At 71.3% G+C, this 13373-nt stretch carries 12 protein-coding genes; 11 read left to right on the top strand and 1 reads right to left on the bottom strand.

Annotation, left to right across the window (positions count from 1 at the left end):
- Positions 1-43: 43 nt before the first annotated feature.
- Positions 44-1954, top strand: coding sequence for an AMP-dependent synthetase/ligase (locus ACIQCJ_RS11640; protein ID WP_402711240.1), 1911 nt, complete (start codon positions 44-46; stop codon positions 1952-1954).
- A 94-nt stretch (positions 1955-2048) separates the two neighbouring features.
- Here ACIQCJ_RS11640 and ACIQCJ_RS11635 read toward each other — a convergent pair whose 3' ends face one another.
- A complete protein-coding gene (locus tag ACIQCJ_RS11635; protein WP_330793863.1) occupies positions 2049-2252 on the bottom strand; it encodes a cold-shock protein in 204 nt (67 codons plus the stop codon).
- Positions 2253-2661: 409 nt separating this feature from the next.
- On the opposite strand from ACIQCJ_RS11635, the gene ACIQCJ_RS11630 reads away from it, so the two are divergent.
- From ACIQCJ_RS11630 to ACIQCJ_RS11585, 10 genes are all read left to right on the top strand, one after another.
- Entirely contained in the window at positions 2662-3513 is an 852-nt protein-coding gene (locus ACIQCJ_RS11630; protein WP_355340492.1) for a menaquinone biosynthesis protein, read from the top strand.
- Between the two features lie 104 nt (positions 3514-3617).
- Positions 3618-8219: an RHS repeat-associated core domain-containing protein gene (locus ACIQCJ_RS11625; protein ID WP_402711239.1), complete on the top strand. Its 4602-nt coding sequence runs from the start codon at positions 3618-3620 to the stop codon at positions 8217-8219.
- Between the two features lie 10 nt (positions 8220-8229).
- Positions 8230-8544: a hypothetical protein gene (locus ACIQCJ_RS11620; protein WP_402711238.1), complete on the top strand. Its 315-nt coding sequence runs from the start codon at positions 8230-8232 to the stop codon at positions 8542-8544.
- A 13-nt stretch (positions 8545-8557) separates the two neighbouring features.
- Positions 8558-8965 carry a hypothetical protein gene (locus ACIQCJ_RS11615; RefSeq protein WP_355340483.1) on the top strand — a complete coding sequence of 136 codons (408 nt, stop codon included), beginning with the start codon at positions 8558-8560 and terminating at the stop codon, positions 8963-8965.
- 18 nt (positions 8966-8983) lie between these two features.
- Positions 8984-9298, top strand: coding sequence for a hypothetical protein (locus ACIQCJ_RS11610; protein WP_355340480.1), 315 nt, complete (start codon positions 8984-8986; stop codon positions 9296-9298).
- A gap of 53 nt (positions 9299-9351) precedes the next feature.
- The gene (locus ACIQCJ_RS11605; RefSeq protein ID WP_391050442.1) at positions 9352-10005 is read left to right on the top strand and encodes a hypothetical protein; all 654 of its coding nucleotides are present in this window, start codon (positions 9352-9354) and stop codon (positions 10003-10005) included.
- A gap of 84 nt (positions 10006-10089) precedes the next feature.
- Positions 10090-10386, top strand: a complete 297-nt coding sequence (locus ACIQCJ_RS11600) for a WXG100 family type VII secretion target (protein ID WP_188281644.1) — start codon at positions 10090-10092, stop codon at positions 10384-10386.
- Between the two features lie 324 nt (positions 10387-10710).
- Positions 10711-11904 carry a cyclic dehypoxanthinyl futalosine synthase gene (gene mqnC, locus ACIQCJ_RS11595; protein WP_391123794.1) on the top strand — a complete coding sequence of 398 codons (1194 nt, stop codon included), beginning with the start codon at positions 10711-10713 and terminating at the stop codon, positions 11902-11904.
- A gap of 53 nt (positions 11905-11957) precedes the next feature.
- Positions 11958-12458, top strand: coding sequence for an imidazolonepropionase-like domain-containing protein (locus ACIQCJ_RS11590; protein ID WP_355340474.1), 501 nt, complete (start codon positions 11958-11960; stop codon positions 12456-12458).
- A 54-nt stretch (positions 12459-12512) separates the two neighbouring features.
- The gene (locus ACIQCJ_RS11585) at positions 12513-13223 is read left to right on the top strand and encodes a demethylmenaquinone methyltransferase (protein WP_355340471.1); all 711 of its coding nucleotides are present in this window, start codon (positions 12513-12515) and stop codon (positions 13221-13223) included.
- Positions 13224-13373: the final 150 nt, after the last annotated feature.

Here is a 13373-nt window from a genome sequence, read left to right as displayed (position 1 = left end):
CCCCCCGGCAGGGGGAAACCCTCACCACGTCTGGAGCCGCAGCATGCCGACACGTACCAGCGGGGAACCCGAGACCCTCAAGGACGGCGACCGAGTCGTCCAGGCCGGGGTCCCGCCCCTCGTACCGCCGCCGCAGAAGGGAAGCCTGGCCGACATCCCGTTCACGAACGCGGCGGAGGCCCCGAACGACCCCGTGCTGAGCAGGAAGGACGTCCGGGCCCAGTGGCACGACGTCACGGCACGGGAGTTCAGGGACCAGGTGGTGTCCGTCGCGAAGGGCCTGATCGCGGCGGGGCTGAAGCCGGGCGACCGGCTGGCGATCATGGCGCGGACGACGTACGAGTGGACGCTGACGGACTTCGCGGCCTGGGCGGCGGGCCTGATCACGGTGCCGATCTACCCGACGTCGTCCGCGTCCCAGACGGCGTGGATCCTGGCGGACTCGGGCGCGGCGGCGTGCGTCGTGGAGAACGTGGAGCAGAGCCGCCTGGTGAGCGGGGAGCGGCGCGGGCTGCCGGACCTGCTGCATCTGTGGCAGCTCGACGCGGGCGGCCTGGCGCAGCTCACGGCGGAGGGCCGGACGCTGCCGGACGCGCTGGTGGAGGGGCGGCGGGCGACCCTGACGCCCGGGTCGGTGGCGACGCTGATCTACACCTCGGGCACCACCGGCCGCCCGAAGGGCTGCGTCCTGACGCACGGCAACTTCTTCGCCGAGGTCGACAACGCGATCGAGCTGCTGCACCCGGTGTTCACCTCGGTGAGCGAGGAGCCCGCCTCGACGCTGCTGTTCCTGCCGCTCTCGCACGTCTTCGGGCGGATGGTCGCGATCGGCTGCCTGCGCGCCCGGGTACGCCTCGGGCACGCGCCGAGCATCGCGACCGAGGACCTGCTCGCCGACCTGGCCGGGTTCCGTCCGACGTTCCTGCTGGCGATCCCGTACGTCCTGGAGAAGGTCTACAACACCGGCCGCGCCACCGCGGAGAAGATCGGCCGGGCGGCGTCCTTCGACCGGGCCGCCGGGATCGCGCAGCGGTACGGGGAGGCCGTCGTCGCCCGGCAGGCCGGTGCGGGCGGCGGCCCCTCGCTCGGACTGCGGCTGGCGCACGCGCTGTACGACCCGCTGGTCTACCGGCGGATACGCGCCGCGCTCGGCGGCAAGGTGCGGTACGCGATCTGCGGCGGATCACCGCTGGGCAAGCGGCTCGCCGCCTTCTACGCGGGCGCGGGCGTGATGGTCTTCGAGGGGTACGGCCTGACGGAGACGACCGCGGCGGCCACCGTGACCCCGCCGTTGCGCCCCCGGCTCGGCACGGTCGGCTGGCCGCTGCCCGGCACGGCGGTACGGATCGCGCCGGACGGCGAGGTGCTGCTGCGCGGCGGCCAGATCTTCGCCGGGTACTGGAACGCGCCCGGCGGCGTACCGGGGCCGGCCGTGGCACCTCCCGGACAGGACTCCGGGGGCGGCTGGTTCCCGACCGGGGACATCGGGGCGCTGGACGAGGCCGGTTATCTGACGATCACCGGCCGGAAGAAGGAGATCCTCATCACGGCGGGCGGCAAGAACGTCGCCCCGGCGCCGCTGGAGGACCGGCTGCGGGCGCATCCGCTGGTCGGCCAGTGCATGGTCGTCGGCGACAACCGGTCCTTCGTGGCGGCGCTGCTGACCCTGGAGGCGGACGGCCTCGGGCACTGGCAGCGGATGCACCACAAGGAGGGGCTGCGGCCCGCCCAGCTCGTCGACGATCCGGAGCTGCTGGCGGAACTCCAGAAGGCGGTGGACGACGCGAACTCCTCGGTGTCACAAGCCGAGTCGATCCGGAAATTCCGGGTGCTTCCGGTGGAATTCACCGAAGAGGGCGGACATCTCACGCCGTCGATGAAGTTGAGGCGTTCAAAGGTGGCGCGGGACTTCGCGGAGGAGATCGAGGAGCTGTACCGGAAGCGGCCTCGCTGACCCGTAAAAGGCAGGGGCCCCGCACGGAAGTGCGGGGCCCCTTGGTACTGCAGGTTCGGGCGATGTGATCTCTACCCTTGAGCTAGTCCAAGGACTAGCTGGGGGTGACGTTCTCCGCCTGAGGACCCTTCGGGCCCTGCGTGACGTCGAAAGTCACCGGCTGGTTCTCCTCGAGGGAGCGGAAGCCGGAGGCGTTGATCGCGGAGTAGTGAACGAAGACATCCGGGCCGCCGCCGTCCTGGGCGATGAAGCCGAAGCCCTTTTCAGCGTTGAACCACTTCACGGTTCCGGTAGCCATAAAGCCCTCCTTGGGCCCAAAGGGTTGCCCTGCTCCAGAACCTGCAACTGCGAAGTCTGAAAACTACAAAAGCCTGCGGGTTACATGCTCCGCAGGCTCTGTACTGCAAGGGAAACCAAACTGCAACTTGCGATGAGCGTAGCACGCAGGGTCGAGGCCGGGGAAGGGTCTCAAGATCGGTCTTTTCGAGCCCGTGGAAGGGGTCGCGGAGGGGGTGCCGGGGGAGGGCCGAGGGCGGCCCGTACGGCGGTCCCACGGCGGTTCCCCCACCGTCTCGCGGCGCTCGGCGCGGGACGGTTCGCCGACCGTCTCGGGGCGGTCGGCGCGGGCGTCCCGCGACCGTCACCGCGAGGACACCCCGAAGCCCCCCGGCGCGGTACGGCCCCGACCCAGGAGTAGCGTCCGACAGGTGGACACTTCTGAGCGTGACGCCGAAAGCGGCCGGACCCGCCCCCGGGTCGGCCACATCCAGTTCCTCAACTGCGTCCCCCTCTACTGGGGCCTGGCCAGAACGGGCGCGCTGCTCGACCTGGAGCTGACCAAGGACACCCCGGAGAAGCTGAGCGCCCAGCTCGTCGAGGGCGACCTCGACATCGGCCCGGTCACCCTCATGGAGTACCTGAAGCACGCCGACCAGCTCGTCGCCCTCCCGGACATCGCGGTCGGCTGCGACGGCCCCGTCATGTCCTGCGTGATCGTCAGCCAGCTCCCGCTCGACCGCCTCGACGGCCAGCGCGTCGCCCTCGGCTCCACCAGCCGCACCTCGGTCCGCCTCGCCGAACTCCTGCTCACCGAGCGGTACGGCGTCACGCCCGACTACTACCGCTGCCCGCCCGACCTCTCGCTGATGATGCAGGAGGCCCAGGCCGCCGTCCTCATCGGCGACGCCGCCCTGCGCGCCTCCCTCCACGACGCGCCCCGCCTCGGCCTTGAGGTCCACGACCTCGGCCAGATGTGGAAGGACTGGACGGGACTGCCCTTCGTCTTCGCCATCTGGGCCGCCCGCCGCGACTACTTCACCGCCCGCCCCGACACTGTCCGCGACGTCCACCGCGCCTTCCTCGCCTCCCGCGACCTCTCCCTCGAAGAGGTCGAGAAGGTCGCGGAACAGGCCGCCCGCTGGGAGTCCTTCGACCAGGACCTGCTCCGCCGCTACTTCACCACTCTCGACTTCTCCCTCGGCCGCGACCAGCTCACCGGCATCGCCGAATTCGCCCGCCGCGTCGGCTTCCCGCCCAGCGCCAAGGTCGACCTCATCTGACCCCGCTCCCCGGGCCCCAGGGAACCGGCCCCCTTGCGCGCACCGTCCCAGTGGGCATGATGCGTTGAGTCGAGGTTGTCGTACGGGGGCGGGGGTGTCTGGCGATGGCTCGTCCGACGGATTGGGATGTGCTGGATCTGGACCGGGATCCGGTGCCGGGTGATCCGTTCGAGGTGAGGGAACTCGCGCGGAAGCTGGGGGATTTCGCTGATGATGTCGCCTCGGCGCTGCGGTCGGTGCGGGGTCTGAGCGGTGACACCGTGGTGCAGGAGTGGGCGGGTCTGTCGGGGGACGCGTACCGGCGGCAGTTCGGGGATCTGCCGGGTGAGCTGGACAAGCTGGAGCGGTCCTACCGCCTCGCGTCCGGGGCTCTGGACGACTACTGGCCGAAGCTGGAGACCGCGCAGGGTGACGCGGACCGGGCGCTGGCGCAGGGGCGCACCGCCCGCCAGGAACTGGACACGGCCCGGTCGCAGCTCACGAACGCCGATGCGTGGGTGAAGCGGGCGCAGGACAAGTCGACGTCGTACCAGGAGGACCCGAAGCCGGACGTGCCGCCGCCGTCGGCGGAGGAGGTGCGTGCGGCGGCCCGTAATGCCACGGACGCTCAGAGCGCCCACACCACCGCCTCGACGGCTGTCCACAGCGCGCAGGCGAAGCTGGATGCGGCCAAGCAGCTGGCGGCCGACGCGGCCCAGTTGCGGGACGATGCGGCGTCGACGGCGCAGCACGCGCTGCATGAGGCGTCGGACGCGGGGATCAGGAACAAGCACTGGTGGGAGAAGGCGGTCGACTGGGTCGCGGACCACTGGGACGACATCATCGCGGTCTGCAAGGTGATCGTCGCGGTGCTGGGCATCGTCGTGCTGATCATCGGCGGCCCGCTGGCGTGGCTGGTCCTGGCCGCCGCCGTCCTGGTCCTGGCCGACACCGTCATGAAGTACCTCAAGGGCCAGGCCAGTTTGTGGGACGTGCTGTTCGCGGCGCTGGACTGCATCCCGATGTTCAAGGGCCTCACCACCGCCGGCGGCCTGTTGAAGATGGCCCGCGAACTCCCCGCCCTCCTCAAATCCGGCAAGGCCCTGGAGAACATCGCGAACAGCGTCCGCAAGGGCGTGACCGGTCTGCGGGAGATGGGCCGCGAGTTCCAGAAGCTCATCACGTGCGGCGACCCCGTGGACGTGGCCACCGGGCAAGTGGTCATGTCGGCAACGGACTTCAGGCTGCCGGGGATTCTGCCGGTCGTGGTGGAACGGCACCACCGGTCGACCTTCCGGGGCGGTCGCTGGCTCGGCCCGTCCTGGTCGTCGGTGCTCGACATGCGGCTGATCCTCGACGACGAGGGGGTGCGGTTCATCAAGGAGGACGGGACCGTCACCCATTACCCGGTCCCGCAGCCCGACACCGACGTTCTTCCGGTGGTGGGGCCGCTCTGGCCGCTGCGGTGGAACGGGGACCCGGCCGACGGGATGACCGTCCACCTGCCGGAGTCGGGGACCACGCACCACTTCTTCCCGCGCAAGGGAGCCGCGGAACTGCTGCTGCGCCGCACGGTGGACCGCAACGGGAACACCGTCGACGTCACCTACACACCGGGCGGTGTCCCGCTCACCGTGGAAAGCTCCGGCGGCTACCGGGTCGGCGTGGAGACACGGGACGGCCGGATCACGGCGATGCGGCTGCTGAGCGACACGCGCGAGCCGAGCCTGGTCACGTACGGGTACGACGACCGCGGCAATCTGAACCGGACGGTGGACGCCAACGGCGGCGCGTTCTCGCTGTATTACGACGACCAGCGCCGTGTCACCGGCTGGCGGGACGGCCGGGAGACCACGTACACCTACGAGTACGACGCCGGCGGGCGCTGCGTCCGCGCCCACGGCTCGGAGGGGATCCTCGACTACTCCTACGCGTACGCGCCGCAGGAGGGCCGGACGGTCGCCACCAACTCGCTGGGCGAGGCGACGGAATACCGTTTCAACGAGGCGTTCCAGCTGACCGGCATCACCGATCCGCTCGGACACACCTCCTCCTTCGACTGGGACCCGGCGCCGGGTGTCGGGGAACGCCTGCTGAGCCGCACCGACGAACTCGGCCGGACCACCCGGTTCCGCTACGACGAGGCCGGGAACGTCACCCTCACCGCACGCCCCGACGGGGCCACCACTCAGGTCGAATACGGCGCGTTCGGCCGGCCGGTCCTGGTCACCCACGCCGACGGGTCGACGGCGCGCTTCACGTACGACGAGTTCGGGAACCAGGTGTCCGCCACCGACCCGCTGGGCGTGACGACGCGGTTCCGCTACGACGCGCGCGGGGCGCTCGAAGCCGTGATCGACGGGCTGGGCACGGTGCAGCAGACCGTCGTCAACGACGCGGCGGGACTTCCGCTGACCGTGACGGACGGGACCGGCGCGGTGACCGAGGTCGAACGGGACGCGTTCGGGCGGGTGACCCTCAGCCGCGACGCGACGGGCGCGGTCACGCGGTTGGCGTGGACGCCGGAGGGAGGGCTGGCCCGGCGGGTGACACCGGACGGCGCCGTGGACGAGTGGACGTACGACGTCGAGGGCAGCCTGGCGGAGCACCGGTCGGCGACCGGTGGCGTCACCCGGTACGAGAACACGCACTTCGACCTGTGCACGGCACGTACCGAACCCGACGGCTCCCGCTACGAGTTCATGTACGACTCCGAACTGCGGCTCACCTCCGTCGTCGATCCGGGTGGCGACCGGTGGAGTTACACCTACGACGCGGCCGGACGGCTGACGGCCGAGACGGACTTCGCCGGGCGGTCACTCACCTACCGCTACGACGAAGCGGGGCAGTTGACGGAGCGGGTCAACGGGGCGGGACAGTCCATCGCCTTCCGGCGCGATGTCCTGGGCAATGTCGTGGAGCAGACGGCGGACGCCGAACGTACCGAGTTCCAGTACGACGTGCTCGGCCGCATGACCCGGGCCGTCGGGCCCGCCGCGGACGTGTCCTTCGAACTCGACCCGGCTGGACGGGTCCTGGCCGAACGGGTCAACGGGCGCGAGCTCAGGTCGTGGTTCGACGCACTGGGCCGACGCACGCGGCGCCGGACGCCCGCGGGGGCGGTCAGCACCTGGACCTACGGCGCGGGGAACCGGCCGACGCGCCGGGAGGTCGGCGGTCAGACCGTGGACATCGGCTACGACGCCGCCGGTCGCGAGTCGGTCCGCCGGATCGGCGCGGACCTGACCCTGACCTGGGACTGGCGGGACGAGGCGCGGGCCACCGCGCTGAGCGTCACCCGCGGCGCCGACGGCCGGCCGACGACCCGGACGTACGAGCACACGATCGACGGTTATCTGGAAGGCGTGACGGACTTCGACGGCGCCGCGGTGCGGTTCGGGCTCGACAGCCGTCGACGGGTGACCGCCGTGACGGGGGCCGACTGGAGCGAGTCGTACGCGTACGACGCCCGCGGCGCTCTCGGCTCGTCCAGGGTCGGCGCGAGCCGGGACGACGAGGCGGCGCACACGTACGACGCCGGGCCCCGGGTCCGGTCGGTGGGGCGGAGCACCTTCGTCCACGACGCGCAGGGCCGGATCGTCCAGCGCGTGCGCAGGCTGCTGTCCGGCGGGCGGCGGGCCTGGCACTACTCATGGGACGCGGCGGACCGGCTCACGGAACTGCGGACGCCGGACGGCGAGACCTGGCGGTACCGCTACGACCCGCTCGGCCGCCGGATCGCGAAGACGCGCGTGTCGGACGCCGGGGACGCCGACCGGCACACCGACTTCACCTGGGACGGCACCCGCCTGGCGGAGCGGACTTCCGACGGGACCACCGTGACCTGGGACTACGGTGACGACGACGTCCCGATCGCCCAGACGGTCCGGACGACGGACTCCGAGCGGCCGGCCGGGAGCGCGGAGCTGTCGCCGGGGGAGGTCGACGAGCGCTTCCACGCCATCGTCACCGACCTCATCGGCACGCCGACCGAGATGGTCGATCTCTACGGTGTCGTGGTGTGGCGGCGGCCGGGTCCGGCCCTGTGGGGCGGCGGGGACGGCGGCCGTGACGACGCCGCGGACTGCCCGCTGCGCTTCCCCGGGCAGTACTACGACGCGGAGAGCGGGCTCCACTACAACTACGAGCGCTACTACGACCCCGAGACGGCCCGCTATCTCAGCCCGGACCCGCTGGGCCTGGACGCGGGCACCGACCCCTACGCCTACGTCCTCAATCCGCTGAACTGGTCCGACCCGCGCGGCCTCAAGGGCAAGTGCCTGGTCGACCTCTACCACGGCACCACGGGCGGCGGTCTGCGAGGCATCCTCGCCAACGGCGTGGACACCACGTTCAGCACCCGTGCGATGGACTTCGGCAAGGGCGGCTTCTATGTCACCAACGACCTCGAACAGGCGCAGAAGTGGTCGCGCATCCTGGCCGGCCGCTCTGGCGACGTCCCCGAAGTGGTGCACTTCAAGGTGCCCAAGAGTGAGCTGGAGGCCCTGAGAAGTAAGGTCTTCAACGGTACGAGCGACGAGCTGGCCAACTTCATCCGGCACAACCGTATGGGCGGGGCCATGCACAATTACGAACTGGTCGAAGGGCCCATGCTGTTGAACCTCAAGGCGTTCCGGAAGGGCGCGGCGGGGGTCTTCGACGGGCATCAGATCGCCGTCTTCGGCTCGAAGGCGGCCGACCTGTTCACCCGTTCACTGGTGCGCTGAGGGAGGCGCTGTGTCCGAGGACGAGTTCATCATGCCGACGTCTCCCGAGGCGCTGGAGTCCCTGCGGGACATCACCGACGAGCTGGTCGGCCTGTTCGGCCTGTCGCGCGCCGAGGCGGTGGCCCGCGTCAACCAGGCGTGGGGCGGGCAGGACCTGGCGACAGGCCCCGACCTCCTCGGCCACGAGGACCCCGAGCACTGGGCCTACGGCCTGTACTACGAGGGCGATGTGCCGTACTGGGAACCGGAAGCGGACCGCACCCACTGGCACGTCCGCCCCGCCCCGCCCCGCGACTCCCCGGCCTGGCCCCGCGATGCCGACTGACTCGCGGGTGGGCGTGCGGGGTCCCAGTGACCAGACGATGGCGGCCATGCGGCGGCTCGCCGCGCAGGTGCGGGACGAGTTGGAGCTGGCCGGGCTGCCGGTCGCGGCCGGGGGGCACCGGCTGGTGGCGCGGGGGGCGCAGGTGGAGATCGACGCGCTGGACGACGACGACCCCGGCGTCGTCGTGTCCTGGCGCCCGCACCCCAGCCTCGCCGTGGCCGCGGACCGGGCGGTCGCGGCGCGGGACGAGGCCGCGGGCACGATGCAGCGCTTCGGAGAGATCGAGCAGGCCATGAGCCCGGCGCTCGCGGCCGTGCTGACGTCGGCGGGCTTCGTCCTCGACCCCGAGGACGACCTGCTGCGGGTCACGGCCGCGCCGCCCGGCGGCGGAACAGTGGGATTGTTGGAGCGGACGACCTGACGTGGGGAGGGGGATCGGATGGGTGGGGCTCCGGATCGGCTCGCGGTCGATCTGACCGGACTTGAGGACTTCGCGCGGACGTTGGACTCCGTGCGGACGACCATGAACGGGACGCGGAAACTCTTCAACTCGTACGAGGCCAAGCTGGGCTCGGACAAGGTGTCGGGGGCACTCGACAGCTTCGAGCACAATTGGAAGGACGGCCGCAAGGAGATCGACAGCCAGTTGGAGGGGCTGTCGAAGATGGCCGACACCGCGGTGCGCGAGATCAAGAAGGCGGACAAGGACCTCGCGGACCAACTCGCCAAGTCCGCCAAGGGAGACGGCAAGTGACGACCCCCGGCGCGGACGCCGACGACAGCGGACAGCCGCGGCCCGTACGGGTGATGCCCGTCGAGCGGGAGGGCTTCTCCCTCACGGTGCCCATGACGTGGTGGGAGTTCGACCTGCACCCGGCGACCCGCGACGAGAGCGTGCGCCGCACCATCGCGCAGCGCGTCAAGGAGAATCCGGCGCTGGCCGAACACCGCGACGTGCTGGCGCGGTTCCTGCGCAAGGCGGCGCGGGACGCGTACGAGAGCGGCGCGGTGTACGTCGGCTGCATGGCGCAGAACTTCGGCGCGCTGCCGCTCACCGCGTCGGTGACGGTCTCGCTGATCGGCGCGCGGACGCCGGAGGGTGAACTGCTGGCGGCGGACCCGGCGTCGATCGTGGCCGGGCTGCGTGCGCGGGAGGCGGCCAAGGACGGCGACCCGTGGCGCAAGGTGACCACCGTCGACATCCCGGAGACGGGCCTGGCGGCGCGGACGTACGGCATCGAGGACGTCACCGTGCCGGGCGACTCGCGGACGGTGCGGACCGTGCTGATGCAGACGTTCATCCCGCTGCCGGGGCACTCCGACAAGGTCGCGCTCGTGGCGGGCAGCAGTGCCGTACTCGACCTGGCGGACTCGTTCTTCGACATCTTCGACGCCGTCACGTCGACGTTTCGGTACCGGGAACCAGGGGCTGCACCCCTCACGTCCTCCCCTGTAAGTTGAGGCATCAGCAGACCATCAGACAAATCTGCGATCAGGAGCCACGGGGGTCGGCCCTGCGGCACGTTCGACGAGAGGTAAGCCGCTATGGCTAATGTCAACGTTACGTACCAGGACATGCGGGATGCGGCCACCAAGCTGCGCACCGGTCAGCACGAGATCACCGAGAAGCTGAACACGCTGCACAAGTTCGTTCAGGATCTCGTCAACGGCGGCTACGTCACGGACCGTTCCTCGAAGCAGTTCGACCAGTCCTACAGCGAGTTCAACACCGGTGCCACCAAGACCATCGAGGGTCTGGACGGCATGGGCAAGTTCCTGGAGAGCGCGGCCGACGCGTTCCAGCAGGCGGACGAGCAGCTCGCCAAGGGTCTGAACGGCTGACGGTCCCCCCGACCGTCCGGCACGACCCGCGAGACCCGGCGTGTGCGCCGCGGCGACATGATCCGCCGCGGCGCACACGCGCGTCCGGCCCACACGCGCGTCCGGCCCACACGCGCGTCCGGCCCACCCGCGCGTTCGGCCCACACGCGCGTCCGGCACCCCCGTACGTTCGGCAGCCCCGCGCGTCCGGCAGCCCCGCGCGTCCGGCACCCCCGTACGTCCGGCACACCCGTCCGTGGGGGCCGTGGGTCGTCCGGGACGCTGGCGTACGCTGGGCTGGTCCGTCCGCACTCCACGTCCGCACTCCTCCGAAAGGACCTCCCGGTGAGCGATACCGCAGCCGTCCTCGACCGTGCCGCCGCCGGTGGCCGGATCACGCCGGAGGAGGCGCTGGACCTCTACCGCTCGGCGCCCCTGCACGCGCTGGGCTCGGCCGCCGACGCCGTACGCCGCCGCCGGTACGCGGGCACCGAGCACATCGCGACGTACATCATCGAGCGGAACATCAACTACACGAACGTCTGCGTGACGGCGTGCAAGTTCTGCGCCTTCTACGCGGCCCCCAAGGACACCGACAAGGGCTGGTCGCGCGGGCTCGACGACATCCTGCGGCGCTGCGCGGAGACCGTGGAGCTGGGCGGTACCCAGATCATGTTCCAGGGCGGCCACCACCCGGACTACGGGGTCGAGTACTACGAGGAGCACTTCTCCGCGATCAAGGCCGCGTACCCGCAGCTCGTCATCCACTCCCTCGGCGCGTCCGAGGTCGAGCACATGGCGAGGATCTCCGGGGTCAGCGCCGAGGAGGCGATCCGCCGGATCCACGCGGCGGGCCTGGACTCCTTCGCGGGCGCCGGGGCCGAGCTGCTGCCCGCCCGGCCGCGCAAGGCCATCGCGCCGCTGAAGGAGTCCGGCGAGCGCTGGCTGGAGATCATGGAGACCGCCCACAACCTGGGCGTCGAGTCCACCTCCACCATGCTGATGGGCACCGGTGAGACCAACGCCGAGCGGATCGAGCACCTGCGGATGATCCGCGACGTGCAGGACCGTACCGGCGGCTTCCGGGCCTTCATCCCGTACACCTACCAGCCGGAGAACAACCACCTGAAGGGGCAGACGCAGGCGACCCTCTTCGAGTACCTGCGGATGATCGCCATCGCGCGGCTCTTCCTCGACAACGTGGCGCACATCCAGGGTTCCTGGCTCACCACCGGCAAGGAGGTCGGCCAGCTCTCGCTGCACTACGGGGCCGACGACCTCGGCTCGGTGATGCTGGAGGAGAACGTGGTGTCGTCGGCCGGCGCCAAGCACCGCTCCAACCGGATGGAGCTGATCCACCTCATCCGGTCCGCGGGCCGCGTCCCGGCGCAGCGCGCCACCACGTACGAGCACCTGGTCATCCACGACGACCCGGCGAACGACCCGGTCAACGACCACGTCGTCTCGCACCTGTCGTCCACGGCGATCGAGGGCGGTACGGCGCACCCGGAGCTGAAGCTGCTGGACGTCTCGCGCTGAGGCGACCGGGGGCGGACTGCCCCCGGAGGCCCGGCGTGCTGGATCATGGACCCATGCTGACCCTTCACGTCGCCCCGCTGCTCCGGCTCACCGCGGGCGGCGAGGCCGTCCCGGACGGCGCCGTCCTCGTCGACGGCGGCCGGGTCGTCGCCGTCGGGCCGATGGACGAGGTCGCCGCCGCGCACCCGGACGCCCGGGTACGGCGCTGGCGCGGCACCATCGGCCCCGGACTCGTCGCCGACGGCGTGCGCGTCTTCCTCGAAGAGACCTACCACGAGGACCCGCAGGACCCCGACCGGCCGCACGACCGTGCCGAGTCGGTGCGGCGCGGCATCCACGAGCTCCTCTCCCGGGGGGTGACCGGGGTGGTGGACGACCTCACCGACGCCGCCGTCCGCTCCGCCGTCGACCGCACCGGCCTGCTCCGGCTCTGGCCCGGCACCACCTCGCCCGGCCTCGCCCCCGGCGGCCGGGCCGACCTCGCCGTCCTCGCCACCGACGGCTCCTGCGTCGCCACCGTCCTGGCCGGCCGCCTCGTCCACCGCCGCGCGTAGGTCCCCCGACGGGGCAGCGGCCTTGGCGGCGCGCGATGCGAATAGGGTGGGGGCGTGACGCGAGCATCGCTGGACAAGCAACCGCACGAAGTCGCCGCCATGTTCGATGACGTGGCGGCCAAGTACGACGTGACGAACGACGTGCTGTCGCTCGGCCAGACGCGGCTGTGGCGGAAGGCCGTCGCGCAGGCCCTGGAGGTGGGGCCGGGCGAGCGGGTGCTGGACCTGGGGGCGGGGACGGGCACGTCCTCGCTGCGCTTCGCCGCCGCGGGAGCCGACGTCGTGCCGTGCGACTTCTCGATCGGGATGCTGCGCGAGGGCAAGAAGCGGCACCCGGAGCTGGCGCTGACGGCGGGGGACGCGACCCGGCTGCCGTTCGCGGACGGCGTCTTCGACGCGGTCACCATCTCCTTCGCGCTGCGCAACGTCCACGACACCGCCGCCGCGCTGCGCGAGATGCGGCGGGTGGCCAAGCCCGGGGGACGGCTGGTCATCTGTGAGTTCAGCCACCCCACGTACCGGCCGTTCAGGACCGTCTACACCGAGTACCTGATGCGGGCGCTGCCGCCGGTCGCGACGGCCGTCAGCAGCAATCCCGACGCGTACGTCTACCTCGCCGAGTCCATCCGCGCCTGGCCCGACCAGAAGGGGCTCGCCACCCGGCTCCAGGAGGCCGGTTGGAACGCGGTGGCCTGGCGCAATCTCACCGGGGGCATCGTCGCCCTGCACCGCGCGACGGCTCCGTCGACGGCTCCCTCCGCGTAGGACCGCGCGCTCGCGTCAACGCGCCGCGCTGCCGCGAACCGCGGTTCAGGCGGGCCCCGCTGTGTCCCGTCGCCGGGCCTCATAGACTCGGTACCGGCCGGGCAGCTCTCGGCCGAGCAGCGCCCGGCCGATAACGACCGTCGCCGACAC

This window comes from Streptomyces sp. NPDC093221 (assembly GCF_044753885.1).
Lineage (GTDB): Bacteria > Actinomycetota > Actinomycetes > Streptomycetales > Streptomycetaceae > Actinacidiphila.
The sequence above is the reverse complement of the archived record's forward strand: the minus strand, read 5'-3'. Positions and strand labels throughout refer to the sequence as shown.